Annotated in this window: 27 protein-coding genes and 1 pseudogene; 11 read left to right on the plus strand and 17 right to left on the minus strand. The window is 59.8% G+C overall.

The features are described from left to right. Window positions 1–85 (plus strand): annotated as a pseudogene (locus tag B7Y89_RS08440) (IS5/IS1182 family transposase); the annotation flags it as partial. A 21-nt stretch (window positions 86–106) separates the two neighbouring features. Here B7Y89_RS08440 and B7Y89_RS08445 read toward each other — a convergent pair. From B7Y89_RS08445 to B7Y89_RS08460, 4 genes are read right to left on the minus strand one after another with little or no spacing between them, the layout of a single operon-like run. Further along, complete coding sequence (locus B7Y89_RS08445; RefSeq protein WP_292937566.1) at window positions 107–679, minus strand: ABC-type transport auxiliary lipoprotein family protein; 573 nt, start codon at window positions 677–679, stop codon at window positions 107–109. A gap of 13 nt (window positions 680–692) precedes the next feature. Next, a complete protein-coding gene (locus B7Y89_RS08450; RefSeq protein ID WP_292937568.1) occupies window positions 693–1,652 on the minus strand; it encodes an MlaD family protein in 960 nt (319 codons plus the stop codon). Window positions 1,653–1,661: 9 nt separating this feature from the next. Next, window positions 1,662–2,570, minus strand: a complete 909-nt coding sequence (locus tag B7Y89_RS08455; RefSeq protein ID WP_292937570.1) for an ABC transporter ATP-binding protein — start codon at window positions 2,568–2,570, stop codon at window positions 1,662–1,664. Further along, window positions 2,570–3,688 (minus strand): ABC transporter permease, encoded by a 1,119-nt coding sequence (locus tag B7Y89_RS08460; RefSeq protein ID WP_292937572.1) that lies wholly within the window; start codon window positions 3,686–3,688, stop codon window positions 2,570–2,572. The genes B7Y89_RS08455 and B7Y89_RS08460 overlap by 1 nt, the downstream gene beginning before the upstream one ends. A 140-nt stretch (window positions 3,689–3,828) precedes the next feature. On the opposite strand from B7Y89_RS08460, the gene B7Y89_RS08465 reads away from it, so the two are divergent. Both B7Y89_RS08465 and B7Y89_RS08470 read left to right on the plus strand, forming a co-directional pair. Beyond that, window positions 3,829–6,699: a valine--tRNA ligase gene (locus B7Y89_RS08465; protein ID WP_292937574.1), complete on the plus strand. Its 2,871-nt coding sequence runs from the start codon at window positions 3,829–3,831 to the stop codon at window positions 6,697–6,699. 85 nt (window positions 6,700–6,784) lie between these two features. Next, complete coding sequence (locus B7Y89_RS08470; RefSeq protein ID WP_292937576.1) at window positions 6,785–7,528, plus strand: 7-carboxy-7-deazaguanine synthase QueE; 744 nt, start codon at window positions 6,785–6,787, stop codon at window positions 7,526–7,528. 60 nt (window positions 7,529–7,588) lie between these two features. Here the strand turns inward: B7Y89_RS08470 and ssb are convergent, their stop codons facing one another. The 5 genes from ssb to B7Y89_RS08495 form a co-directional block, all read right to left on the minus strand. Then, the gene (gene ssb / locus B7Y89_RS08475; protein WP_292937578.1) at window positions 7,589–8,140 is read right to left on the minus strand and encodes a single-stranded DNA-binding protein; all 552 of its coding nucleotides are present in this window, start codon (window positions 8,138–8,140) and stop codon (window positions 7,589–7,591) included. A 94-nt stretch (window positions 8,141–8,234) separates the two neighbouring features. Next, the gene (locus B7Y89_RS08480; protein ID WP_292937579.1) at window positions 8,235–10,094 is read right to left on the minus strand and encodes a ferrous iron transporter B; all 1,860 of its coding nucleotides are present in this window, start codon (window positions 10,092–10,094) and stop codon (window positions 8,235–8,237) included. Then, complete coding sequence (locus B7Y89_RS08485) at window positions 10,091–10,348, minus strand: FeoA family protein (RefSeq protein ID WP_292937581.1); 258 nt, start codon at window positions 10,346–10,348, stop codon at window positions 10,091–10,093. Before B7Y89_RS08485 ends, B7Y89_RS08480 begins: the two co-directional genes overlap by 4 nt. Before the next feature lie 254 nt (window positions 10,349–10,602). Next, window positions 10,603–11,259, minus strand: coding sequence for a COQ9 family protein (locus B7Y89_RS08490; protein ID WP_292937583.1), 657 nt, complete (start codon window positions 11,257–11,259; stop codon window positions 10,603–10,605). Between the two features lie 15 nt (window positions 11,260–11,274). Then, complete coding sequence (locus tag B7Y89_RS08495; RefSeq protein WP_292937585.1) at window positions 11,275–11,916, minus strand: ankyrin repeat domain-containing protein; 642 nt, start codon at window positions 11,914–11,916, stop codon at window positions 11,275–11,277. Window positions 11,917–11,983: 67 nt separating this feature from the next. On the opposite strand from B7Y89_RS08495, the gene B7Y89_RS08500 reads away from it, so the two are divergent. Genes B7Y89_RS08500 through B7Y89_RS08525 form a run of 6 tightly spaced genes read left to right on the plus strand, consistent with a single transcriptional unit; the run spans window position 11,984 to window position 15,942 of the window. After that, window positions 11,984–12,586 (plus strand): SCO family protein, encoded by a 603-nt coding sequence (locus B7Y89_RS08500; RefSeq protein ID WP_292937587.1) that lies wholly within the window; start codon window positions 11,984–11,986, stop codon window positions 12,584–12,586. A 7-nt stretch (window positions 12,587–12,593) separates the two neighbouring features. Continuing rightward, complete coding sequence (locus B7Y89_RS08505; RefSeq protein WP_292937589.1) at window positions 12,594–13,055, plus strand: YcgN family cysteine cluster protein; 462 nt, start codon at window positions 12,594–12,596, stop codon at window positions 13,053–13,055. After that, the gene (locus tag B7Y89_RS08510; RefSeq protein ID WP_292937590.1) at window positions 13,048–13,806 is read left to right on the plus strand and encodes a SprT family zinc-dependent metalloprotease; all 759 of its coding nucleotides are present in this window, start codon (window positions 13,048–13,050) and stop codon (window positions 13,804–13,806) included. Before B7Y89_RS08505 ends, B7Y89_RS08510 begins: the two co-directional genes overlap by 8 nt. A gap of 40 nt (window positions 13,807–13,846) precedes the next feature. Next, on the plus strand, window positions 13,847–14,338 hold the full coding sequence (locus B7Y89_RS08515) for a hypothetical protein (protein ID WP_292937591.1): 492 nt from the start codon (window positions 13,847–13,849) through the stop codon (window positions 14,336–14,338). After that, entirely contained in the window at window positions 14,335–15,306 is a 972-nt protein-coding gene (gene ribD / locus B7Y89_RS08520) for a bifunctional diaminohydroxyphosphoribosylaminopyrimidine deaminase/5-amino-6-(5-phosphoribosylamino)uracil reductase RibD (protein WP_292937593.1), read from the plus strand. The genes B7Y89_RS08515 and ribD overlap by 4 nt, the downstream gene beginning before the upstream one ends. 12 nt (window positions 15,307–15,318) lie before the next feature. Beyond that, entirely contained in the window at window positions 15,319–15,942 is a 624-nt protein-coding gene (locus B7Y89_RS08525) for a riboflavin synthase (protein ID WP_292937595.1), read from the plus strand. Between the two features lie 227 nt (window positions 15,943–16,169). Here B7Y89_RS08525 and B7Y89_RS08530 read toward each other — a convergent pair whose 3' ends face one another. The 3 genes from B7Y89_RS08530 to B7Y89_RS08540 all read right to left on the minus strand — a co-directional run bounded on the left by B7Y89_RS08530 (window position 16,170) and on the right by B7Y89_RS08540 (window position 19,251). Beyond that, entirely contained in the window at window positions 16,170–16,838 is a 669-nt protein-coding gene (locus tag B7Y89_RS08530) for an alpha/beta hydrolase (protein ID WP_292937597.1), read from the minus strand. Beyond that, window positions 16,835–17,716 carry a methylenetetrahydrofolate reductase gene (locus B7Y89_RS08535; protein WP_292937599.1) on the minus strand — a complete coding sequence of 294 codons (882 nt, stop codon included), beginning with the start codon at window positions 17,714–17,716 and terminating at the stop codon, window positions 16,835–16,837. The genes B7Y89_RS08530 and B7Y89_RS08535 overlap by 4 nt, the downstream gene beginning before the upstream one ends. A gap of 134 nt (window positions 17,717–17,850) precedes the next feature. After that, window positions 17,851–19,251 carry an aminomethyl transferase family protein gene (locus B7Y89_RS08540; protein ID WP_292937600.1) on the minus strand — a complete coding sequence of 467 codons (1,401 nt, stop codon included), beginning with the start codon at window positions 19,249–19,251 and terminating at the stop codon, window positions 17,851–17,853. A gap of 122 nt (window positions 19,252–19,373) precedes the next feature. Here B7Y89_RS08540 and purU point away from each other — a divergent pair, with 122 nt between their 5' ends. Beyond that, complete coding sequence (gene purU / locus B7Y89_RS08545; RefSeq protein ID WP_292937602.1) at window positions 19,374–20,228, plus strand: formyltetrahydrofolate deformylase; 855 nt, start codon at window positions 19,374–19,376, stop codon at window positions 20,226–20,228. Window positions 20,229–20,288: 60 nt separating this feature from the next. Further along, window positions 20,289–20,690, plus strand: a complete 402-nt coding sequence (locus tag B7Y89_RS08550) for a VOC family protein (protein WP_292937604.1) — start codon at window positions 20,289–20,291, stop codon at window positions 20,688–20,690. 84 nt (window positions 20,691–20,774) lie between these two features. Here B7Y89_RS08550 and B7Y89_RS08555 read toward each other — a convergent pair whose 3' ends face one another. From B7Y89_RS08555 to B7Y89_RS08575, 5 genes are read right to left on the minus strand one after another with little or no spacing between them, the layout of a single operon-like run. Then, entirely contained in the window at window positions 20,775–21,515 is a 741-nt protein-coding gene (locus B7Y89_RS08555; protein ID WP_292937606.1) for an alpha/beta fold hydrolase, read from the minus strand. Then, entirely contained in the window at window positions 21,515–22,291 is a 777-nt protein-coding gene (locus tag B7Y89_RS08560; protein ID WP_292937608.1) for a glutathione S-transferase family protein, read from the minus strand. The genes B7Y89_RS08555 and B7Y89_RS08560 overlap by 1 nt, the downstream gene beginning before the upstream one ends. A 38-nt stretch (window positions 22,292–22,329) precedes the next feature. After that, the gene (locus B7Y89_RS08565) at window positions 22,330–23,079 is read right to left on the minus strand and encodes an SDR family NAD(P)-dependent oxidoreductase (RefSeq protein WP_292937609.1); all 750 of its coding nucleotides are present in this window, start codon (window positions 23,077–23,079) and stop codon (window positions 22,330–22,332) included. Beyond that, entirely contained in the window at window positions 23,076–23,558 is a 483-nt protein-coding gene (locus B7Y89_RS08570; RefSeq protein WP_292937610.1) for a protein tyrosine phosphatase family protein, read from the minus strand. The genes B7Y89_RS08565 and B7Y89_RS08570 overlap by 4 nt, the downstream gene beginning before the upstream one ends. Continuing rightward, window positions 23,545–24,417 carry an amidohydrolase family protein gene (locus tag B7Y89_RS08575; RefSeq protein ID WP_292937612.1) on the minus strand — a complete coding sequence of 291 codons (873 nt, stop codon included), beginning with the start codon at window positions 24,415–24,417 and terminating at the stop codon, window positions 23,545–23,547. Before B7Y89_RS08575 ends, B7Y89_RS08570 begins: the two co-directional genes overlap by 14 nt. Window positions 24,418–24,431: the final 14 nt, after the last annotated feature.

Genomic DNA, 24,431 nt, shown 5'->3' on the forward strand with positions numbered 1-24,431 from the left:
CCACACACGCTACGACCGCTGCGCCCACACATTCATGTCCGCTATCTGCATCGCCGCAATCGTCATCTTCTGGCTGCCGCAATGAGTCCTGAGCCTAGAGCAATTTTCAGCCCACCCAATCCGCAACAGCTTGCGCCACCACATTGGCAGCCTCGTTCAAGGCCGGGCCGACATACTTTGCGTCGGCCGCTGTAACCGGCACCACGCTTTCAAAGCGGCGGGTTTCGATATTGCCGCCAGCTTGTTTCACCGCATCATAGCGCACCACGACTGAGCCGGTGCGCACATCATAACCCATGTCCAGCAAGCGCCCAGAAAGCTGCGGGCCGCTGAAACCCGGATCATTTTCGATCACAAGACGCGCGCCCTTGGCGCGGATCGTTTCGGCCAGCAGTCGCTGGAAAAGCCGCGAGGGACGTTCAACCCACATCGCCTCTTTCAGATAGGCCACGTTGGCATCGTCAATCTGCACGGGCACGCGGGTGACGCCAAGCCGCGCATCGACTGACGGTTCCAGCACAATCAAAGCCGTTTCCGCAGTCCCGCTCGCGGTGGCACCGGCGGCAGGTCCGTTGGTCGGGCGCAGCGAAAGCAAAGTGTCGGGCGTTTTGGCACCGAAGCTGACGCAGCCTGCCAGCGCGGCAGACAGGCCCAACATAATCAGGGTTTTGGCGTACATGCGTCTCGCCTCCTTAGTTCTTGTAATCAGGCAGTTTGGGGCCACCGACAATTCCGCCAATGCCATCATTATTGATACGGTCCGTCACCTCGCGCAGCGACTTGGTGGTCGCTTGCAGATCACGAATGGCAGCTTCTGCAGCAGGCAAGGTGCGCTCGTTCAATTGGCGGGCGGCGGGGCGCGCTTCGCCCAATGTCGCTTGCAGCTCGTTGGCCGCGCCTTCTGCGGATTTCAGCGTCTGGCGCAATTGCTTGGCAATGCCGTTGCCTTCATCATTGATCATCGCATCGGCAGAATTCGTCAGCTTTTCAAAGCTTGCCAACGAATAATTGGCTTGCCGCAGAGTGGCTTGCAATTCGGCCAGTGTCCGTTTGATGTCAGGCGAGGCCTCTGCCAGATTGCCGCTCAACCGGTCCGTGTTGGTCAGGATGTTCTCGAACGACTTCTGGTTCTTGTCCGAAAGCACCATCGTCAACCGTTCAGTCAGCGTGGCCAGACGCTCCAGCAGCAGCGGCGCGTTTGACAGAATCTCGCCAAGGCCGGAACGCTTGGTCGGGATCACGGGAACGCCTTCAGGGCATGTCGCGCGCGTGTTCTGTTCGGGGCACTCGATTGGCGGGGCGCCCTTGTGTGCGCCCGAAAGCTGGATGGTGGAAACGCCGGTGAAGCTGCCTTGCAAGCTGGCGGTGGTGCCCTGCAGGATCGGAACTTTGCGATCAACCGCAATGCGCACGCGCACGAATTCGGGATCGCGCTCCCACAATTCGATGTCTTTCACCTGGCCAAACGGCACACCCGAAAATGACACCTCAGACCCTTTGGCAAGGCCATCGACTGATTGCTTGAAGAAAATGTCGTACTCGTTCAACTCGCCCTGATTGAGGCGCGCGATCCAGATGGTCAGCATGGCGGCTGCGCCCAGCAATGCCAGAGTGACCAGACCGACCCAGATGTGGTTTGCCCGCGTTTCCATGGCCTGTCCTTATGCCTCGCCCGTTGCTGGCGAATTTTGCGGTGGAGCGTTCTGTCCCTCCACATCGGCGCGCACAGCATCATGCCGCGCCTGCGAATCTTGTGCTGCCCGCCCGCGCGGGCCGTTGAAGTATTCCTGAATCCACGGATGATCGAGCGCCAGCAATTCAGGAATGGTGCCCACCGCAATCACTTTACGGTCGGCAATCACTGCCACCCGGTCGCAAATCTCGTACAAAGTATCAAGATCATGCGTGATCAGGAACACGGTAAGGCCCAGCGTCTGCTGCAATTGCATGATCAACTGGTCGAACGCCGCCGCGCCAATAGGATCAAGCCCCGCCGTCGGTTCATCCAGAAACAGCAGTTCGGGATCAAGCGACAAGGCCCGCGCCAGTCCGGCGCGTTTGCGCATGCCGCCTGAAAGTTCGGACGGATACTTGCTCGTTGCCTCGGCTGGCAGGCCTGAAAGTAGCACTTTGTATCGCGCAATTTCATGACGCAATTCGTTGCTGATTTCAGGATAGAATTCGCGCAACGGCACTTCGACATTTTCGGCTACGGTCAGCGTAGAGAATAGCGCCCCGCCTTGGAACAGCACGCCCCAACGGCTGCGGATATCGATATCGGCATCGTCACGCGCATCGGTGATGGATTGGCCAAGCACCTCCACATCACCCGATTCGGGTGTTTGCAGGCCGATGATCGTGCGCATCAGCACCGATTTACCCGTACCCGATCCCCCGACCACCCCAATGATCTCACCCTTGCGGACGTCCAGATCAAGACCATCGTGAATGACGTGTTCGCCAAACACATTGCGGATACCGCGCACACGGATGGGGAATTCGCCCTCAAACGCTGCGGCCATTTCGGGCAAGTCCGCTGCGACCGGAGTAATGGTTTCAGCTTGCGCCATCAGCCCCACCCGATTTCGGTAAAGAAGATGGCGAAAAATGCATCAAGCACGATCACCGTAAAGATCGCCATGACTACCGCAGCCGTCGTGCGGGCGCCGACTTCCTCGGCATTGTTCTTCACCTGCATGCCCTGATAACACCCGGCCAAAGCTACAATCAGGCCGAACACCGGCGCTTTGGTAAGGCCCACCCACACATCGTGCAGGGGCACGACTTCCTGAATGCGCGCAAGGAATGTGAAGAACGGAATGCCCAGCGTGGCCGTGGACAAGAACGCGCCACCCACAATGCCAAGGAACGCTGAATAAAAGCCGAGCAACGGCATCATGATCATCGTTGCCAGAATGCGCGGCACGACCAGCGCTTCCATGGGCGAGACGCCAATGGTGCGCATGGCATCGACCTCTTCGGTCAATTTCATCGTACCAAGCTGTGCGGCAAAGGCCGAGCCTGAACGCCCCGCGACCATGATCGCCGTCATTAGCACACCCAATTCACGCAAGGTCAGGCGGCCGACAAGGTTGACCGTATAAATCTCGGCCCCGAATTGCCGCAACTGGACCGCGCCTTGCTGCGCAATGACGATGCCGACAAGGAAGCTCATCAAACCGATGATCGCCAGCGAATTGACGCCGACCAATTCCATCTGGTGGACCAGCGCCTTGATCCGGAACCGCGACGGGTGCCGCGCCAAAGTGCCGACCGATAATATGATCTGGCCCAGAAAGCCGATGACCTGAAGGAAACCCCGGCCCAGCCCGATCATCACATCGCCGACATGTTCGGGAACGCGCTGGAACAAGGGCAAACGCGGTGCGCGGATCGAATGCGCGTTGGAATCGGCTTTGCTGATGGCGTCGATCAGTTTTTGCGGCCCGGCTTTGCAGCCTATGATCTCGGCGCCGGTATCGCGGGACAAGCGCCAGACCGTCCACGCGCCGACCGTATCCATCACCGTGACAGCAGAAACATCGATCTTCGTCAAGGAATCATCGAAATCGCGCAAGTTTCGGTCAGTCGGCCCGAGCGACGACACAGTCATAGGCCCGCTAAAAGCGAGCACAGCCCCTTGGTCCCCGGACCCGGGCGTAAGTTGAAAGTCGGTCAGTGCCCGCATGTTGTGCGCTTCATGCGGTAATTCTGGCGGGGCGACAAGTGCAACACATACGCCGTAACGCGGGAACTTCGGCAAAGGTTCCGGATTATGGCCGCTTGCATGCTTGCAGCGCGGCCTGTGCAATGGCAAGGCGCGGCCCCATGAGCGCACAAAATCCCGCAGAACTCGCCAAGACTTTTGAGCCAGCAGGCCTTGAGGCCAAGTGGTATGCCCACTGGGAGCAGAACAACCTGTTCCGCCCCGAGCGGCCTGACGCGGCACCCTATACCATCGTAAACCCGCCGCCGAACGTGACCGGCAGCCTCCACATCGGCCACGCGCTGGATAACACGCTGCAAGACGTGATGATCCGATATGAGCGGTTGCGCGGCAAGGATGCCCTGTGGGTGGTTGGCATGGACCACGCCGGGATTGCCACGCAAATGGTGGTCGAACGCCAGATGGAGACCAAGGGCGACAAGCGCTCAAACTACACGCGCGATCAGTTCATCGACAAAGTCTGGGAGTGGAAGGCGGAGTCCGGCGGGACGATCACCGGCCAGTTGCGCCGTCTGGGCTGCTCGATGGACTGGAGCCGCGAGCAGTTCACGATGGACCCGCACTTCACCAAGGCTGTGGTCAAGGTGTTCGTGGAACTGCACAAGCAGGGCCTGATCTATCGCGACAAGCGTCTGGTCAATTGGGACCCCAAGCTGAAAACCGCGATTTCGGACCTTGAAGTGGAAACCCGCGAGACGCAGGGCGGCTTCTGGCACTTCAAATACCCGCTGGCTGACGGCGTGATTCGCGATGATGGGCTGGACTATATCGAGGTTGCCACGACGCGGCCTGAAACGATGCTGGCCGACATGTGCGTTGCCGTGCATCCCGATGATGCGCGCTACAAGTCTGTCATCGGCAAGGAAATCCTCCAGCCTTTGACAGGCCGCCGCTTCCGCATTGTGGCCGATGAACATGCCGATCCGGAACTGGGCAGCGGCGCGGTGAAGATCACGCCGGGGCATGACTTTAACGACTTTGAAGTGGGCAAACGCGCCGGAATCAAGGCCGCCGACATGCTCAACATGTTCGATGCCGAAGCGAAGGTCGTGCAGACCGAGGATGGGCTGGTCCCCCCCGAGTTCCTAGGGCTGGATCGGTTCGATGCGCGCAAGCTTGTCGTCGAACGGATGAAGGAAGCAGGCTTCCTGATCCCGCACGTGACCAAGGACAAAGAAGGCAACGAAATCGCGGCCGACTGCGAGCCCCGTACCATCCAGACGCCGTTTGGCGACCGTGGCGGCGTGGTGATTGAACCGTGGCTGACCGACCAGTGGTACGTCGATGCCGCTGAACTCTCAAAAGCGCCGATGGAAGCGGTGCGTTCGGGCGCCATCGAGATAGTGCCCAAGACGTGGGAAAAGACCTTCTTCAACTGGATGGAAAACATTCAGCCTTGGTGCGTCTCACGGCAATTGTGGTGGGGCCATCGAATCCCCGCTTGGTATGGGCAAAAAATCAAACCGGATGGACCGAATGATGTCGGAAAATCTGAACTCGAATTGTCACTTGAAGAAGTTGCCTTCGTCGCTGAGGACGAAAGCCACCTGCTTAAAAAGGTCCGGGAATACTACGACCAACCCGAGGCCGACCTATTCATCCACGACACGATGGAAGCTTATCTAGAGTGGGACTCTGCTCTAACCAGTGGAATTTCCGACGACCTACTGCATCGTGATAAAATTCACCTCTATAGAGAGGAAGACGTCCTCGACACATGGTTTTCCTCCGCCCTTTGGCCCTTCGCCACGCTTGGCTGGCCAGACGCTGACGCGCCGCTGCTCAAGAAGCACTACCCCAACGACCTGCTCGTTTCGGGCTTTGACATCCTGTTCTTCTGGGATGCGCGCATGGCCATGCAGGGCCTGCACTTCATGAAGGAAGTGCCGTGGAAGAAGCTTTACCTGCACGGTCTTGTCCGCGCAGCCGATGGCGCGAAGATGTCGAAGTCCAAAGGCAACGTGGTTGATCCGCTGCTGCTGATCGACAAATACGGCGCTGATGCGCTGCGCTTTTTTATGTGCGCGATGGAAAGCCAGGGCCGCGACGTGAAGATGGATGAGCGCCGCGTCGAGGGCTATCGCAACTTCGCAACGAAGCTGTGGAACGCCGCGCGGTTCTGCCAGAGCAATGGCATCACCGGCAGCACATCGGTTGCCGCGCCTGCTGCCACCAGCGCGGTGAACAAGTGGATCATCGGCGAGGTGGTGGAAACGCTGGCTACGCTCGATCAGGCGATGGCCGATCTGCGCTTCGATGCGGCGGCCAACACCGTCTACCACTTCGTCTGGGACCAGTTCTGCGATTGGTACATCGAACTGGTGAAAGGCAATTTCGACGACGAAACCAAGGCAGTCGCCGGTTGGGTACTCGACCAGATCCTCGTCATGCTCCACCCGTTCATGCCGTTCGTCACCGAAGAATTGTGGCATGCGCTGGGGGATCGTGAGGGCGAATTGATCGTAGCCGCATGGCCCGCGCCAGACGCAGCGGTTGATGCAGCGGCCAAGCGCGAGGTGGAATGGCTGATCGCGCTGGTTTCAGCCCTGCGCACCGCCAAGAACGAACTGGGCATTGCGCCGGGCGCGCGGCTGGAGGCGTACTTGCCTGACCCTTCGCCCGCCACACGGGCTATCATCGACGCTAACCCCGCTGTGATCGAGCGCCTCGCCCGCTTGACGGCCATCCGCTTTGAAGTCGCACCTGCGGGCGCGGCCATGCAGATCGGTGCAGGCGACGCGAACCTGATCGTCCCGCTTGAAGGCGTGATCGACATCGCGGCCGAAAAGGCACGTCTGGAAAAGGCGCTGGCGGTTTCACAGAAGGAAGCCAAGTCCCTCGAAGGGCGGCTTTCGAACGCCTCTTTCGTGGAAAAAGCCAAGCCCGAAGCGGTTGAAAAGGCCCGCGCGGATCATGCCATGCACGCCGCCGAGGCCGAGCGTCTGGCCGCAGCGTTAAAGCGGTTGGGGTAATGGGAAAGGTCCTGTTCGTGTCGAGCGTAGTCGAGACACCTAGCGCCCTGTGTCTTGACTACGCTCGACACGAACGGGCCTTGCTGTGCTAACACTTGCCACCGTAAACCCCGGTGAGCCGGAGATTTTTTCGTCGCTCCAAGGCGAAGGGCCATCGATGGGCCGACCATCGATCTTTGTGCGGCTGTCGCGCTGCAATCTGGCGTGCAGATGGTGCGATACGGCCTATACGTGGCGTTTCAGCGGCGATAACCGCCCACACCGCGATGAAGTGGCGTTCGAGCGAGAGGACAATCAACTTTCGCTGGACGAGGCCGACATTGCCGCGCTGATCCTTGCCCATTCAGAAGACCGGTTGGTCATCACCGGGGGCGAACCGCTGTTACAAGGCGCGGCTTTGGCGAAACTGGTTGTACTGTTGAAAGACGCGCGCCCAACGCTGCACATCGAGGTGGAAACCAACGGGACGGTTGCGCCGCACCCTTCGCTTGATGGCCTGATTGACCAGTACAACGTCAGCCCCAAGCTGGCGCATTCAGGCAATGCGGCTGATCTTGCACTGATCCCGGAGCGGCTGGGAGCGTGGGCGACGGACCCGCGCGCCTGGTTCAAATTCGTGGTATCAACACCGGCAGACCTGGCCGAGATCGACAGCCTGCAACACCGTTATGGCATTGCAGCGGATCATCTTTTCGTCATGCCAGAGGGAACGGCCAGCGGCGTGTTGCGCGAACGGTCACGCTGGTTGGCCGAAGAGGCGCTTGAGCGCGGTTGGCGCTTCACCGACCGCCTGCATATCCATTTGTACGGGGATACGCGGGGAACTTGAGCGGCTGAATTGACAGGCCCTCCCCCAGCCCCTCCCGTAAACGGGAGGGGGAAGTTTTCATCAGAACGGGATGTCATCGTCCAGATCATCGCCGAAGCCGCCGCCTGCGGGCGCGCCGCTGCCGCCAAAGCCGCCTGATGACCCGCCGCCGCCGCCTTGATTCCAGCCGCCACCACTGCCGCCGCGCGAACCACCGCCCGAAGATCCGCCTTCGTTGTAGCCGCCTGAACGGCCACCACCGCCACCGCCGCCTGCACCGGGCGCCCCATCAAGCATGGTCAGCACGCCGCCGCCCATGCCGACCGTGATTTCCGTATTGTAACGGTCATTGCCGCTCTGGTCCTGCCACTTGCGCGTGCGCAGGCTGCCTTCGATATAGACCTTGCTGCCCTTTTTCAGATAGCGTTCCGCCACGCCGACAAGCCCATCGGACTGGAGCACGACCGTGTGCCATTCGGTGCGCTCTTTCTTTTCACCGGTGGCCTTGTCCTTCCAGCTTTCGCTGGTGGCGATGCGCAGATTGCAAATGCGCCCGCCGTTCTGGAAGCTCTTGACCTCTGGGTCCTGGCCCAAATTGCCAACGATGATGACCTTGTTGACGCTGCCTGCCATCGAATCATGTCCCTTTGAATTTGACCGCTTGCCTAGCGCATCGGTGCGGGGTGGCGCGAGTCAGGCGACCGTATTTCCCACAGGGCAGAGCGCGCTACCCCAGCCCCAAAGCGGTCGCGGTCCAGAATGTGGCGAACGACGCGAGGTAAGCCAGCGCGAACAGGTACGCGAGCATGAACGCGGGCCACTTCCAGCCATTGGTTTCCCGCCGCGCAACCGCGATAGTCGAAAGGCACTGCGGCGCAAATACGAACCACGCGAGGAACGACAGCGCCATCGACAAGGTCCAACGCGACTTCAATTGATCGCCCAGCGCCATGGCCTGCGCGTCCTCATCATCGCTGGCACTAACCGCATATGTGGTGGCTAGCGAGCTGACCGCCACTTCACGCGCGGCCATGGCAGGGATGATCGCAAGGCTCATGTCGCGGTTGAAACCGATGGGTTCGAGTACGACGGCAAGACCGTTGGCGAGCGTTCCGGCGACCGAGGCGTTGATCTGGTCCTGCCCCGGTTCGGCGCGCGGGAAGTTGAGCAAAATCCACAGCGCGATGGTGACGGTAAAGATCATCGTCCCTGCACGGCGCAGGAAAATCCACGCGCGCTGCCACAGGCCGATGGCCAGGTCCTTGACCGTGGGCAGCTGATACTTGGGCAGTTCCATGATGAAGCCCGATGCCGCGCCCTTGGTTACCGAGCGGCGCAGGACCAGCGCGACCAGCATCGCGCCGACAATCCCGGCGACATAAAGCGCGAACAGCACCAATCCTTGCAGGCCGATGCCGGGGCCGACCTTATTATTGGGAATGAACGCGGCGATGATCACCGCATAGACCGGAAGCCGCGCCGAACAGGTCATCATCGGCGCGATCAGGATCGTGGTCAGCCGGTCTTTGGGATCGGTGATGGAACGCGTGGCCATGATGCCGGGAATGGCGCAGGCAAAGCTGGATAGCAGCGGGATGAAGCTGCGGCCCGATAGGCCAACGCCGGCCATCATACGGTCCATCAGGAAGGCCGCGCGCGCCATATAACCCGTGGCCTCCATCGTCAGGATGAAGAAGAACAGGATCACGATTTGCGGAAGGAACACCACGACCGATCCGACGCCCGCGATGATCCCGTCGGTGATCAGATCACGAAACAGACTGTCGGGAAGCGTGGCCTTCACCGCATCGCCAAGGCCTCCAACAACCGCTTCCAAGCCATCGGCAAAGGGCGTAGCCCATGTAAACACCGCCTGAAACACCACAAACAGCAGCGCAAACAGGATCGGCGGCCCGGCCCACGGGTGCAACAGCGCCTTATCCAGCCTGGCATGGATGCGGTGCTTGGCCGTTTCCGAAATGATCGCTGCATTGGCAATTTCGTGTGCCAGCATGCGCCGTTCGGGCAGAGTGACGTGCGGGCGCGGATTGGCTTCGTGGGCCTGTGCGCGGTCGCGTGCCTCGCCAATCGCAGCGGTAAGTTCAGCCAGCCCCCGACGGCGCACGGCGACTGTGGCGAAAACCGGCACACCCAACGCGGTTTCCAGCGCGGCCGGATCAATCACCAAACCATCGCGCTCTGCCAGATCGACCATGTTGAGTGCCACCACGGTAGGGCGGCCAAGTTCGATCACTTCCTGCGCAAAAACCAGATGCTGTTCGAGGTTCGAGCTATCGAGCACCAGCACGATCACATCGGGCTGGGCCTGGCCGGTCTGTTCCCCCATGATGACCTTGCGGGTCACTTCTTCATCCGGGCTGGTGGAACCCAAACCATAGGATCCGGGCAGATCAACCAGTTCCACCGGTTCGCCCGTTGGCAAAATCAACCGGCCAGCTTTGCGCTCAACGGTGACGCCAGGGTAATTGGCAATCTTCTGGCGCGCGCCAGTCAACGCATTGAAAAGCGCGCTTTTGCCTGCATTGGGGTTGCCAACAAGGGCTGCGACAATTGGCATACGGCTCATGCGCGGGCCGATTCGATAATAGGCTCAACAATCATGGCGCGGGCATGCACGCGACGCAGCGCAACCGTCATGCGGCCAATTTCCACCGCCAATGGATCACGCCCTGCGAACACCCCGCGATAGGCAAGCGTCACCCGCGCACCTGCATCAAGGCCAAGTGCCTGCAATCGCTGCGCTTCTTCAGCAACCAGCGCAGACCAGTCAACAGACGCGATTCGCGCGGGCGTGCCAAGGGGGAGTTGATCAAGTGTCACGCCCTTGCGCTGCCATAGCGCGGGGGACTTTGCAAGTCATTCGCAATAGAATTGCGCTAGATCAAAAATGAAGAGTGTTTCGCGCAGAGACGCAGAGGAAGTAGAGAGCGCGGGGATGTTGCTTTGGGCTGATAAGCCCCTACACTTCGGCAGCCGTCGTACTTACCCCAAGTGACGGTCGAAAGGCGGTCCTGCCGCAAGCGCTACCCCTTTGCGCCCTCCGCATCCTCGGCGTCCCTGCGCGAAACCCTTTTTCACGCAGCAGGGTAGCGCAACCGCCCGAGCAGCCGCGTGAACGAGAACGTCTCTTCATCGCTCCGCTTGGTCCACTTGGCCTTCGCTTTTTCAAACTTCATCACGCCATCAATCCGGCGATCAAGGAAAGCCCGGGCATCGGCGTGGTCATCGCTGCTATCGCTGGCAAAAACCGAGAGCGTGGCAGCATAAATAGCGCCCAAAGTCAGGCGCTTGGTATAGTGGTTGTAATCAGTGGCGGTATCGCCTGCCAGCCGCCACATCTTGTCGGCGCTGGACCAGCCAAGGCGTGCTGCCACGGCCACGTTTTGCGGCATGGCCATGATCGCCATGGCGCGGCGCAGCGCTTCTTCCTTGCCAAGCTGCGCATCAAGCCGGAATTGCACAAGACGGCGGATACGTTCACGGATCGGCAGGTTGGAAAGCTGCACTTGCGGCAGTTGTTCAGCCATATCGGCATCGATCCGCGCAATCCATGCGGTGATCATCGCCATAGCACCGCCATCAAAGGCAAACCTGGCGAGGGCGGGATCAACCCCTTCTGCCGCAGCAGCAGCCGCAACGGCGGCATCGGTCCAGCCATCAAACACCGCCGCTTCGGCGATGGCAGGAGCGAGACGGAGGCGAAGCGCATCAAGGCTTTGATCATCAGTCATATCAATGTGCCAAAATCAGAAGGAGGGGCCGTAGGTCTTCTTAGGTCCAGCGCCCTTTGCCTCTTTCGAAGCGCGTTCGATTTCGCCGAACACGGCGCTGTTTTTGCCTTCAAGTTCTGCATAATCGCGCGCGGACCGGCCTGAATTGTCAGGCCTGTCAGGATTCGCACCCGCTTTGATCAACAGGCGAACCAGCGCCAGATCGCGGCGGTGAACGGCGCTGATCAGCGGGGTTTCACCGGTGTTGTTGGCATCTTCCACCCGCGCGCCAGATTTGATCAGTTCATCAACGCCTTCGATAAAGCCAAGCTCGCAAGCCTGGACCAGAGGCGACATGCCCTTGTTATCACGCACGTTCACGTTCGCGCCCTTGGCGATAAGGAATTGAATCCACACGAGATCACGACGCGCTACCACGATGTGCAGCGCAGATTGTCCGGTGGTGTAATCTTTGGTGTTGATAATCTGGGTACCGGGCTCGTTCAAAGCCTCGGTCACCTTATCGCCTTCCTTCTTGCGGACGGCTTCAAGGAACTTGTAACTGTCGGAAAACTGGGCCTGCGCAGGGATAGATATCGCAGCGGCAAGCAAGACCGCCAGAATGGCCAGTGGCCTGCGCATGATCGACAGCATCAATTCCTCCTGTTGCAAGCCCATGCCCTGTTGGACAAGACGGACTAGCCTCTTGCAAGCACACGGTTAGCAGAGCATGAACCGCCACGCTATGGCCCACAAACTCCGATCCCTTTTCACAGCCCTTGCGGCAACCTGCACTTTCGCGCTTTCTGCATGTGGCGGGGGTGCGCCGAGCGAGAGCCCGCCGCTGGAAGGCGCGGCCATTGGTGGCGATTTCACGTTGACGGGCAAGGACGGCAAGCCTGTCCGTTATGCTGATTTCAACGGAAAATATCGCATCGTCTATTTCGGCTACACGTTTTGCCCAGACGTTTGCCCGCTGGATTTGCAGAACATCGCGCAAGGGCTGAAGCTTTTTGCCAAGGATCATGCCGAAGCTGCGGCAAAGGTACAGCCGATCTTCATCACGATTGATCCTGCGCGCGATACACCTGAAGTTGTGGGGAAATATGCCGCAAACTTCGGGCCCTCGGTGATCGGACTCACCGGATCACCCGAACAGATTGCGACCGTGGCCAAGCAGTGGGCGGTGTTTTTTGGCAAACGTGATGGAGGAGCACCCAGGGATTACCTTATGGACCACAGCCGTGCTGCCTATCTGATGGGGCCGAAGGGTGAGCCGATTGCCTTGTTGCCTGCCGAGAAGGATGCAAAGGCCGTGGCGGCTGAACTTGCAAAATGGGTGCATTAACAACGCGATGAGCGCAGACGAGTTCTGGAAACGTCCGATCGAGACTCTCAACCGCGAACAGTGGGAAGCCCTGTGCGACGGGTGCGGCAAGTGCTGCCTGCACAAGTTGGAAGATGATCTTACCGGCGAGGTTTATCACACCAACGTTTCTTGCCGCCTGCTGGATTTGAAAACCGGGCGTTGCAGCGATTACAAGCATCGCCGCGTCTATGTGCCCGATTGCCTGCGGCTGACGCCCAAGCTGGCGCGGGATTTGCCATGGCTGCCAGATACTTGCGCCTATCGTCTGCGCGCGGATGGTGATCCCCTGCCCGATTGGCATTACCTGATTTGCGGCGACCGCGAGGCGGTGCATGCGGCGGGGCAATCCGTGCGCGGCAAGGCGATTAGCGAGACGGTTTCGGGGCCGCTAGAGGAGCATGTTGTTCCGGCGGATTACTTTGATAACAAAGGCAAAACCGGTGCTTGATTGGCTGCGCCGCGCAGATACGCGGGCCAAGGAGACACCGGCACCGCGCAAAGTTGCGCCCCGCGTAATCGTGGTGGGTGAGCGAGAATTGCCGCTTGTTATCAAGAAGTTAGGCCATGCCCGGCGGATGACATTACGGCTTGCGCCCGATGGCAGCGAGGCGCGCGTTTCCATTCCGGCGTGGTGCCGCGTGGGTGATGCCGAAGCCTTTGCGCGGGACCGGGCAGACTGGCTGGCGGGGCAGTTGGCAAACCTTCCCGAAGCACGGCACATTGCTCCCGGTGCATCGTTGAATTTCAGAGGGGAAACGCTGGTAATTCAATGGGCCGAGGCGGCTCGGCGCAAGCCTGTGATCGACGATGGGCAGGTGATTATCGGCGGTCCGCAGGAGTCTTTGAGCCGCCGTTTGCAGCGCTGGCTTGAGAGCGAGGCGATGTGGCACTTTGGTGTCGATTTGGCGCACTATTGTGCAAAAACGGGGCATGATGTGCCGCGTTTGTCCCTTTCACGGGCGCAACGGCGCTGGGGCAGTTGCGCGTCGGATGGATCGATCCGGATCAACTGGCGGTTGATCATGGCTCCGGATTTCGTGCGCCGCTCCGTCGTAGCGCATGAAGTGGCGCACATGGCGCATTTCGATCACAGCCCTGCTTTCCACGCGCATCTCGATACGCTGTTCGAAGGCGATGTGGGTGCGGCCAACCGTTGGCTGAAGCGGCATGGACGTTCGCTTTATGCGCCGTTCGGTTGATGGCTGGCATAAGCGGCGCACACGTCCTATTTAGGCTCCCATGAAATCGTTTTTCCGCAATGTGTCGCCGCGCCGCGCGGTTATCGACTTTTGGCAAGTGCTGGGCACGCCAAGCGACTATCGCGTGATCGCGCTTGTGCTGGCCACGATCATCACCGGCACCATTTTTGTCGCGCTGGGGAGCGAGGGCGGGCGCGGTCTGCCGGATCCGCCCAAGGTGATCTATTTCCCAAGCCTGATCGAGGGCCGCACGGACGCTGAAATCCTTGCAGAAAACTTTGCCGCCACCGCCAAAGTGCGGGCCGAGGAAGCCGAGGAAGAGGCGCGGCAGGAAAGGATGCGCCAGATGTATAGAGCGGTTGGCGATGCGACCGGCGTCGATACGGCCAAGGCCTATGCCGAGGGCAAGGCCGAGCGCGCCGCAGAGAAGGCAAAGCTTGAGGCGGAGCGCGAGGCGATCCTCGACAAGCATTTGATAGACAATCCGGTATTCGATGAAGCAAAGAAGGCGGGGCTGGCCAAAGCGCCATGACCCGCGCCGACGATCTGCGCTGGCTCGAGGCGGCTGCGGCAGTGGCGGCGCGCGGGCGACCGCTCAGCCGTCCGAACCCGGCGGTGGGCGCGGTGATTGTCAAAGATGGCATCGTGATCGGGCGCGGATGGACGCGGGCGGGCGGAAGGCCACATGCCGAGGCCGAAGCACTGGCGATGGCGGGCGATGCTGCGCGCGGGGGCACGCTGTATGTTACGCTGGAGCCATGTGCCCATGACAGCGCGCGCGGCCCCTCTTGCACATCGCTGGTCTTGGGCAGCGGCCTTGCCCGCGTGGTGATCGGCGTGGAAGACCCTGATCCGCGTACGGCGGGCAGCGGGATTGCGGCACTGCGGGCGGCGGGGGTTTTGGCAGAAGTGCTGCCCTGCCCTGCGGCGCGGGCATCGCTGGCGGGATACCTTATTCTGACCAATATGGGACGTCCCCACATCACGCTGAAACTGGCGATGTCTGTGGATGGCAAGATTGCGCTGGCCGATGGATCGAGCCGGTGGATTACGGGACCGGAGGCGCGCGCGCATTGCCATGTTGAACGGGCGCGGGCCGATGCGATACTGGTGGGCGGTGGCACTTTGCGCGCTGATAGTCCGCAGCTTGACGTGCGATTGGCGGGGCTTGAAGGGCGCAGCCCGCAACGCATGGTTTTGACGCAGCGACCTGTACCCGATGGCTGGAATGCGGTGACCGACATTACTGCGCCCGGTGCGTTCGGGCAGGCGCAATATTTGTTCGTGGAGGGTGGCGCGCAGACGGCGGCCAGTTTCATCGCGGCGGATATGGTGGACCGATTGCTGATCTATCGCGCACCGATCATCGTGGGCGCTGGTCTGCCGTGCATCGGCGATATCGGTTTGGACGGGTTGGCCAATGCACATGGGCGTTGGTGCATGATGGACCGGCGGACGCTTGGCAGCGACGTTTGCGACGTCTACGAACGCATCCGCTAAAGGAGATTTGCAATGTTCACCGGGATCGTCACCGAAGTTGGCAACATCCTCGCTATTGAGGACAAGGGTGATCGCCACATCACGATCTCGTGCGCGATGGACCCTGACAAAATTGCCATCGGCGCATCCATCGCCTGTTCGGGTGTGTGCCTGACCGTAGTGGATAAAGGTGGCATTGCTGGTGAGGGCTGGTTTGCGGTGGACGTTTCGGGCGAGACGATCAACTGCACGGCCCCGCAGCAGTGGGTAGTGGGTGCGCCGCTGAACCTTGAACCGGCGTTGAAGCTGGGCGACGAGTTGGGCGGACATATTGTGACCGGCCATGTCGATGCGGTGGGTGAAGTTGTCAGCATCATGCCCGAAGGCGGATCGTTGCGCTTTGTGATTGCCGCGCCAAAGGAACTCGCGCCCTATATTGCGGCCAAGGGTTCAATAACCTTGAACGGCGTATCGTTGACGGTGAATGACGTAGCAGACCAGCCTGACGGGGCGTGCCATTTCATGTTGAACATCATTCCGCACACCGCGCACGTAACGACGATTGGTATGCTGTCGCCGGGCCACAAGGTGAACCTGGAAATTGATGTGCTGGCGCGGTATTTGAAGCGCATGCAAAGCTTGGCGGCGCAGGGGTAGGGTTGCGCGTCATCCTTCGACCAGCTTGAGATGAGCGGGTTTTGAAGGACGGGTCAGTATCTGCACCATTTTGCTTCGTCACTCGCGCGATGGCGGGAATCGGGGGTGGCGTTGTGCGCTGGATCCCCGCCTGCGCGGGGATGACGATGGGTGGGTTGGGCTAACGATAGCGGGTTGGGATGACGTTGACGTTGACGGGTTAACCTGACGCAGGTCGGGCCGTGTAATCAAGCGCAGCTTAGCAGGATTTCCATGAGTTGTTCGGGCTGATCGGCCATGATGAAGTGGCCGCATTTGGCTTCGTGATATTCCCACGCGGGATCGTTCTTCAGGGCACGGCTGAATTGGGCGAAGGGCGTGGGCTGCCAATCGTTGGCGAAGACATAGATGCTGCGGGGGATTTTGACCTCTTCGCCGGTCAGGCGCACGGCTTCCAACAAGGTCAACAGCGGATGCGGCGTCAGCATCGGGGATGCCAAACCGGGCAGCGGGGCGACCGCACCGGGGTGGAACTTCTGGCTATCGACATAATGATTGTGTTCAAAATCGCCGGTCAGATCCCACAGCGACTGGCCATCTTGCGGCACGAAGGCATCGACATAGACGATGGCATCAATGCGCGCGCCCAGCCTTGCAGCAAGGCCGGTGATGACCATGCCGCCCCACGAATGGCCCGCCAGTACGAAGTGATCGAGGCCTGCTGCTGCAATTTGTGCGCAGACATCATCGATTATCGTGGTGAGCGTTATGCCCGGATGAAATTCGCCCACGCGGTTGCCAAGACCGGTGAGGTTGGCGTTTACGACGCGATGCCCGGCTGCTGCCAGTTCAGCTTCATGCCGCGCCCAAACCCAACTGCCACACCATGCACCGTGGACGAGAACGTAATCCGTCATGCGCCGATGCCGTGCTTCTTGTTATAAGCGTGCAGCCATTCCAGCGTTTTGGTAAGACCGCCGAACGGGTAGAAATGCAAGCGCACACGGCCATGTTCGGGGCCGAGGCCCTTGGCGAAGGCATCAACCAGCTTGTCTGGCCCGGCGCTGCCGAGCAGGTTCGTGACCGAGATGCCGTACTTTTTGAGGACCGATGTGGACGCGCCAACGCCGCAGCGGGCGGCGAAAGACAGCAGGCGTTTGATTCCGGCAGGTCCGGGTACACCGATGCGCACCGGCGCATCAATGCCGCGTGCGCGCAATTCTTTCAGCCATGCAAGGAAAGCGTCGGGATCAAAGCCGAACTGGGTGACGATCAACGGGGCCATGCCGCGCGCGGTGATGTCTGCCACTTTCTTTTCGAGCACGGCCCAGCATTCCGCCGTGGTCATGTTGGGATGGCCTTCAGGATGGCCACCGATGCCGATGGCCTTGATGCCGGCGCGTTCGAACGCGCCGGTGGCAATCAGGGCGGAGGTGTCGAAATAGGGACCGACCGGTTCGGGCGGATCACCTGCGACGATGAAGCAGCGTTCGACGCCGGCCTTTTCGACCACGGCGCGCAGGTAGCCTTCGAAATCATCTTCGGACGTGATGCGGCGGGCGGAGAAATGGGGCATTGGTTCGAAGCCGAGTTCGCGCACGGCAACCGTGGCGGCGACGCGGGCGGCAACGTCTTCTCCGGGAAGGAACGTGACCGCAACGGGCGTCTCAGCGGGAATGAGCGGAGCGGCATCGCGCAGGGATGCTTCGTCCTTCGCGGTCATCTCAAGCGAGAAACCGTCTGTGATCCCGGCGGGCTCCTTGTCCCAATTCGGGTGAATTACCGGTGTGGCCATGGTCGGGATCCTCTCTCCAGAGAGCCCCTCGTGTTAAGCAGAGGGGTTAGGTTGGGGGCTTTGGTTGAAACGCTGTGCTGCCGGAGAGCCCCCACCCCCGGCCCCTCCCCTGATGGGGAGGGGGGAAGTGCCGCTTAGCGGGCGGTGCGCCAGCCTTCGGCGTATGCTTCACGGGCGACGCGGCTGTAAGGAACCGGCGAGACGATCACGCGAACGTTGAGCTGCTTGTGCGGCTCTACCGTGGTCTTGCGGGTTCCACCGTTTTCTTCGCCCCACACAACGTGGAGTTCAGTGCCGAACGGGATTTCCGGATCGATCGTGGCCAGCGAAAGTGCCTGCTTTTCGTTGTAGGAAAAGCCGGTGAACATCGAGAGGCCAACGGTCTTGCCACCTGCATCGACGACGCGGTCGTAGTTCGACGAGGCATAGTTCGCGAGCGGAACGTCGAAGAACTTGTACGCTTCGCCATCGGGGTTGAACATCGAAGCCATGATCTTGGCCATGTCTTCAGGATGCCAAGCGAGCGTCACCTTCTTGCGCTGTTCGGCAGGGTTCAGGGCTTCCAAGGCTTCACGGCCATGGAAATCGTGGTCGAACTTCACGAAGTTGCCGTAGCCCAGTTCCCATGGGTTGAGGTAATAGTCTTCGATGTTTTCAGATACGAACGAGCCGCCGATGGAGCCGGTGGCTTCATAGCTATCAGCCGCCAGCCATTCGCGAAAGCCCTTGAGCTTTTCGCCGGTGTAGATGGCGGGCAGTGGCGATGGAATCCAGCCCGATTCCAGCGTGTTCGAAGGATAGGCGCGGCTGCCGCAAGCGATCAGGCCGAATTCCTTGCCCGCTTCCAGAATGGCGGCGCGGATTTCTTCCTGTTCAGCATATGGACCCCAGATTTCAAGGCCCGGTGCGCCCGACATGCCGTGGCGCAGCGTGCGCACGGTCTTGCCAGCGATGTTCATCGTGGACATGTTGAAGAACTTGAGCTGTTCCAGCGGGCCCCCGTGCAGCTTTTCGATCACGGCCCAGGCGTTTGGCCCCTGGATCTGGAAGCGCCATTCCTTGCGCGTGACGGGCTTGCCCATCGGACGCATGGGCGAACGGTCATCCAGTTCGATTTCGCAATCGTAGCCGCCGGTTGCAGCGTGGTAGCGCAGCCAGTTGGAAGCAGGCGCGCGGCCGACGTAAGTGAAGCTTTCTTCTTCTTCCCAGAAGATGATGCCATCGCCGATGACGTGGCCATAGGGCGTGGTGGGAACGTACTGCTTGGCCTTGTTGACCGACCAGCCCTTCGAGCTGTTGATCATCGTGTCGGACAGCAGCTTGGCCGCATCCTTGCCACGAATATAAAGGTTCACCATGTGGTGCGACTGGTCGAACAGGACGGCGCTGTGCTGCCATGCCCACTGTTCGCTGCGCCAGTTTGAAAATTCCGGTGCTACGACCGGATAGACGTAAGCGCCAAGCTGCGAGTTGCGCAGCATGTCCACCACGTTGCCATTCTGATTGATTACCTCTTCAAGGTTTTTTGCGGCCATCACTAATTCTCCCGACGAAAAATGGCTGGTTGAATAATTTGTATGCAACACATACAAGTTCACGTGAGATTCGCAATGGCAAATGTTGCGCCCTATGAGGCGCACCAAATGGGAGAAAGTTCATGAGCGCTTCGTTGATTTTGACGCTATCGTGCGAGGACAAGCCGGGCATCGTTGCGCGCGTCACCAGCAACCTCTTTGAGGCTGGCGGCAACATTAGCGAGGCGCAGCAATTTGACGATCCGCAAAGCGGCCAGTTCTTCATGCGCGTGGTGTTCAATCCGGGCGATTTGGACGTTGCAGCATTTCGCACTTCGTTTGCCCCTATTGCCGAACAATACGCCATGCGGTGGAACATTCGCGACACATCGGTGAACCGCAAGGTTATCCTGATGGTCAGCAAGTTTGATCACTGCTTGGGCGACTTGCTCTATCGCACGCGCATTGGCGAATTGCCGATGGATATTGTGGCGATTCTGGGCAACCACCCCAAGGAAGCGCTGAACATCTCGCTAATTGGCGACATTCCCTATTATCACCTGCCAATCACCAAGGACACCAAGCCGCAACAAGAGGCCGAGGTGAAGCGCATCGTGACCGAAACCGGCGCAGAACTGGTCGTGCTGGCGCGGTACATGCAAATCTTGTCGGATGATCTGACGACGTTCCTTTCGGGCCGTTGCATCAACATCCACCATTCGTTTTTGCCCAGCTTCAAGGGGGCAAAGCCCTATCATCAGGCACACGCGCGCGGGGTGAAGATGATCGGCGCGACGGGGCACTACGTAACGACGGACCTTGATGAAGGCCCGATCATCCATCAGGATGTGGAAGCAGTGACGCATGCCGACAGCCCCGAAGATCTGGTGCGCAAGGGCCGCGATGTGGAGCGCCGCGTTCTGGCCGAAGCCGTGCGGCTGCATCTGGAAGACCGCGCGCTGGTGAATGGCACCAAGACGGTTGTTTTCAAGAGTTGAGGACAGGCGGCGGCAGGGGCATTATGCTTATGCCGCCGCTTGCGGTTCGGGAGAAATGCCATGACCGTCAATGCCTTGGACCATGTAAACATCATCACGGACAAGCTTGATGAAACCGCGCAGTTCTATCAGGCGTTGTTGGGGCTGGAACGCCGCGATGGGCCGCCGCCGCTGACCCCGCAAAACGCACAGTGGATGTTTGATGGCGCAGGCCGCGCGATCATCCACATCAACGCAGTGGATTGCCCGCGCACTTATGACCGCGCGGTTGAGCCGGGTTCACTGACTGGCGCAATCCACCATGTTGCGCTGAATTGCAGCGGGTATGATGATATGATGGCGCGGATTGGTGCGCTGGGCCTTGATTGCCAGACCAACACGGTCGAGGCGATTGGCCTTCGCCAGATATTCACGGCTGATCCGAATAACGTGTTGCTGGAGCTGAATTTCTTCGGGGATTAACCCTCCCCTAATCCGTTCGTGTCGAGCGCAGGCGAACGCGGTGTTGAGGTGTCTCGACTTCGCTCGACACGAACGGGGTTGGATTCAGGCCGGGATTGCAGCCTCTAGCGCATCGGCCAGTTCAACCGGCTTTGACAGATACGGGCTGTGATCGGCTTCCAAAGTAGCGACCTTTGCGCCGGGGGAATAGCGTTGCATCTGGCGCTGGCTGTCGATGGGGATGGTGCGATCGAGGGTGCATTCGACATACGTACGCGGAAGACGGCCCCAGCGTTCGGGCGTCAAATGCAGCTTTTGCGAGCGGGGTGCGTGGGGTTCGGCCAAGAGGCGCGGGAGGACTGCGGCAACCAGTTCGGGCGGGGAAATTTGCGCAAAAACCTCGGCAGCGTTGGTTGTGTCGATAACAGTGGCGATGCCGCCGTGGACTTTGCTGATGATGCCATCGAACGCGGGGTTCGGGCCTTCCAGTTCCTTGAATTGCGCGCGGCTCATGCCCGAAGGCAACATCATGGCGCAGATATAGACAAGCGCGTCCATCGCTTGCGGATCAGCTTCGGCGGCGGTTGAAATCACCAGACCGCCGCGCGAATGGCCTGCGAGAACGACAGGCGCGCCGTTCAATTGCTGCTTCAGATCGCGGCAATGCTGCGCAGCAAAATCGCCCCATCCATCAAGCGTGACCGCGGCCATTTCATCCGCCGTCCCTCCCATGCCGGGAAGCGTTGGTGCCACGACCGTGTGGCCGCGATCCCGCAGCAATTGTGCCACCGGATCAAAACACCAGCCACCATGCCATGACCCGTGGATAAGAACGAAACCTGCCATTAGCGCACTTCTCCTGACCAGACCCGCAGGCCCGGCAATGTCCGGTCTTCGCCCTTTAGCGCTTCAGCCACGGCTGGCCGTGCCATCACCCGATCACGCCATTCGCACAAGCGGGGCGCACGGCGCGCAATTTCCATTTCGGGAAACATACGCTCCACCATAGCCCCACAATGCGAATAAAAATTGATGTCAGCCAGTGTGTAAGTGTCGCCCGCAATCCATATTGTCTGGCCCAATTGCGCTTCGATCTTGTCTACTGCATATTCGATTTTGGCGGTGGCATTGGCAAGATCCGCCTCGGAAAAGCCGGAGCGTGCAGTCGCCCATTTCTTGCGTTGATCGGGCAGCGGGATACTTTCAAGCAGCTTCTCGAATTCCCCGTTTGCGATATTTCGCGCGATCACGCCGACCATGCGGTGCCAGCCATGCATCGAGACATGGTTCATCACGTGCTCGTCAATGAACTTGTTCCAATAGCGCATCCGCGCCGCGCCCAGCGGGTCGCGCGGGCGCAGCGGCGCATCGGCAGGCTGGGCATCGGGAAATGCGTCTTCAAGGTATTCGTTGATGACCGTGGTGTGGGTGATGATCGCGCCGTCATGATCGAGCACCGGAACCTGGCCTTCGGGATTGATGGCGGTGAACCAGTCCGAATGCTGTTCAAACTTGTGCAGATCAACATAGACGCTTTCGTATTCGAGGCCCTTTTCCTTGAGCGGGACCATCGATTTGAGCGAATTCGCCAACGGTTCGGCATGATAATACTTCAAGGCCATGACGCCCTCCCCTTCGCGCGCTTTGGCGCATTGATATGTCAGATCCGCATCGTGCCGAGCATGCCACCATCGACCGCCCAACCTTGTGCGGTCACATGGCTGGCGGCATCGGACAGCAGGAATGCGGCAACTTCGGCAAGTTCTTCGGGCTGGCCCGTGCGCCCTTGCGGCACGGCCTTGGCCATTTGCACTGCTGCTTCTGGTGGAAGACCATCAAGCATGGGCGTGTCAATCAGGCCCGGCAGCACACAGTTGCAGCGCACGCCAAACTCCGCCACCTCATTGGCGACCGCCCGTGCCAGGCCAAGCGCTGCGTGTTTACTGGCCACATAAGCGGCGTTCATCGGCATGCCGCGCTCGCTCGCCAAACTGCCTGTAATCAGGATTGAACCGGTGCGGCGTTGCTTCATGGCCGGCAGAACATGCTGGATTGCCCAAAAAACGCCTTTGACATTGACGCCCATGACCGCATCGAAGGCCTCGTCGGTATAGTCCTCAATCGGCGCAAACATGCCGCCGATGCCTGCATTCAAAAACAGCCCGTCAATCGGGCCATTGGAGGCTGCGGCATTATCAAGCGCTGCAAAAAGTTGTTCCTTGTTGGCCACGTCGGCAACGGCCCATGCAGTGGCACCGCCCAGCTCGGACGCGGCTTGCTCCAATAGTGCAGCCCGCCGCGCAATCAGGGTAACTGTCGCACCTGCTGCAACGAAACGTGTGGCGCTTGCGCGGCCAATGCCCGTTGATGCGCCGGTGATCACGATGTGTTTGCCGGACAGATCGGTCATGGGATTTTCCGTGCAATGAAATCGGCCCAAGTGTCTGCTTCAGGCCGGTCAACGCCATCGGGTGACCATTGGCGCTCCATGAGGGCGCGGGCTTCAGCTTCTGCCATGCCGCGATGGTCGCGGTTCAGGCGATAGAAGAACGCCGAAACGCGCCAGTTCATGATGCAATGGACATGGACAGGGCCTTGGGCGCTTTCGACGGCATCACGGAATGCGGCAAAGTGTGCATCGGTGGGCGCGTCGAACGGCACCGGAATATGGGTATAAGCGATACCATGCTGGCGCAGCTTTTCACCCTCACCCTCAAGCGCTTCGGGATGGGTTTCCAGCGCGAGGTTGATGACATGGGCAACACCCAGCGCCGCCAAGCGCGCCACATCCTTGTCCTCGATCCGGCCTGACGTGGTGGTAGTAGCATCAAGGCGCTGCCACGCACGGATATCGACCGGATCGGGGATCACGTGTTCAGACAAGTCCAAGGACGCGGGCAGCGTTGTCTTTCATGATGCCCGGCAGGATTTCATCCTTGAAACCCACTTGCCGCGCGGCATCGAGCCACTTTTGCGGATGGATCAGCGGAAAGTCGGAACCGAACAGCATCTTTTTGCGCAACTGCGTATTGGCGTACTGGATGATCTGCGGCTGGAAGTACTTTGGTGACCAGCCGGACAAGTCGATGAAAACGTTGTCCTTGTGCAGTGCCATCGACAGGCTTTCATCCACCCATGGCCATGACGGATGGGCAAGGATGATTTTCATGTCGGGGAAATCCACCGCGACATCATCCACCAGCATCGGCTGGCCATATTTCAGACGGACACCGCCACCGCCGCGCATGCCCGTACCCATGCCGGAATGGCCGGTGTGGAAGATGGCGGGCAGTTTGTATTCGTTGATCACTTCGTAAATCGGATAGCCGATCTGGCTGCCCGGTTCGATATTTTGCATGATGTGATGGAACTTGAAGCCTTTGACGCCGTGGTTCTCGATCAGATCACGTGCTTCGCGCGCGCCCATCTTGCCCTTGTGCGGATCAATCGAGGCAAACGGAATGCAGATATCATCGTTCTTGTTGGCGAGTTCGGCGATTTCGTAGTTCGAGACGCGCTTGGCCCCGATGCCGCTTTCGCAATCAACCGTGAACATGCAGAAGGCGATCTGCTGTTCGCGATAGATATCAATGATTTCCGGCATCTTAGGCCGTTCGCGCGGGGCCTTGAAATAGGCGCTGGCGGCATCGAAGAACTTGCCCATCACCGGATCTTCGGGATCGTGACATGATACTTCGGCATGGACGTGTACGTCGATTGCCTTGATCTTGGTAAGGTCGATGGGCACGGGTATTCTCCTAA

The sequence above is a fragment of the Novosphingobium sp. 32-60-15 genome, from assembly GCF_002280675.1.
GTDB lineage: Bacteria > Pseudomonadota > Alphaproteobacteria > Sphingomonadales > Sphingomonadaceae > Novosphingobium.

Coding starts and splice junctions, on each gene's coding strand:
- B7Y89_RS08445 (WP_292937566.1), bottom strand. CDS start 679: ATGTACGCCAAAACCCTGATTATGTTGGGCCTGTCTGCCGCGCTGGCA.
- B7Y89_RS08450 (WP_292937568.1), bottom strand. CDS start 1,652: ATGGAAACGCGGGCAAACCACATCTGGGTCGGTCTGGTCACTCTGGCA.
- B7Y89_RS08455 (WP_292937570.1), bottom strand. CDS start 2,570: ATGGCGCAAGCTGAAACCATTACTCCGGTCGCAGCGGACTTGCCCGAA.
- B7Y89_RS08460 (WP_292937572.1), bottom strand. CDS start 3,688: ATGCGGGCACTGACCGACTTTCAACTTACGCCCGGGTCCGGGGACCAA.
- B7Y89_RS08465 (WP_292937574.1), top strand. CDS start 3,829: ATGAGCGCACAAAATCCCGCAGAACTCGCCAAGACTTTTGAGCCAGCA.
- ssb (WP_292937578.1), bottom strand. CDS start 8,140: ATGGCAGGCAGCGTCAACAAGGTCATCATCGTTGGCAATTTGGGCCAG.
- B7Y89_RS08480 (WP_292937579.1), bottom strand. CDS start 10,094: ATGAGCCGTATGCCAATTGTCGCAGCCCTTGTTGGCAACCCCAATGCA.
- B7Y89_RS08490 (WP_292937583.1), bottom strand. CDS start 11,259: ATGACTGATGATCAAAGCCTTGATGCGCTTCGCCTCCGTCTCGCTCCT.
- B7Y89_RS08495 (WP_292937585.1), bottom strand. CDS start 11,916: ATGGGCTTGCAACAGGAGGAATTGATGCTGTCGATCATGCGCAGGCCA.
- B7Y89_RS08500 (WP_292937587.1), top strand. CDS start 11,984: ATGGCCCACAAACTCCGATCCCTTTTCACAGCCCTTGCGGCAACCTGC.
- B7Y89_RS08505 (WP_292937589.1), top strand. CDS start 12,594: ATGAGCGCAGACGAGTTCTGGAAACGTCCGATCGAGACTCTCAACCGC.
- B7Y89_RS08515 (WP_292937591.1), top strand. CDS start 13,847: ATGAAATCGTTTTTCCGCAATGTGTCGCCGCGCCGCGCGGTTATCGAC.
- ribD (WP_292937593.1), top strand. CDS start 14,335: ATGACCCGCGCCGACGATCTGCGCTGGCTCGAGGCGGCTGCGGCAGTG.
- B7Y89_RS08525 (WP_292937595.1), top strand. CDS start 15,319: ATGTTCACCGGGATCGTCACCGAAGTTGGCAACATCCTCGCTATTGAG.
- B7Y89_RS08530 (WP_292937597.1), bottom strand. CDS start 16,838: ATGACGGATTACGTTCTCGTCCACGGTGCATGGTGTGGCAGTTGGGTT.
- B7Y89_RS08535 (WP_292937599.1), bottom strand. CDS start 17,716: ATGGCCACACCGGTAATTCACCCGAATTGGGACAAGGAGCCCGCCGGG.
- B7Y89_RS08540 (WP_292937600.1), bottom strand. CDS start 19,251: ATGGCCGCAAAAAACCTTGAAGAGGTAATCAATCAGAATGGCAACGTG.
- purU (WP_292937602.1), top strand. CDS start 19,374: ATGAGCGCTTCGTTGATTTTGACGCTATCGTGCGAGGACAAGCCGGGC.
- B7Y89_RS08550 (WP_292937604.1), top strand. CDS start 20,289: ATGACCGTCAATGCCTTGGACCATGTAAACATCATCACGGACAAGCTT.
- B7Y89_RS08555 (WP_292937606.1), bottom strand. CDS start 21,515: ATGGCAGGTTTCGTTCTTATCCACGGGTCATGGCATGGTGGCTGGTGT.
- B7Y89_RS08560 (WP_292937608.1), bottom strand. CDS start 22,291: ATGGCCTTGAAGTATTATCATGCCGAACCGTTGGCGAATTCGCTCAAA.
- B7Y89_RS08565 (WP_292937609.1), bottom strand. CDS start 23,079: ATGACCGATCTGTCCGGCAAACACATCGTGATCACCGGCGCATCAACG.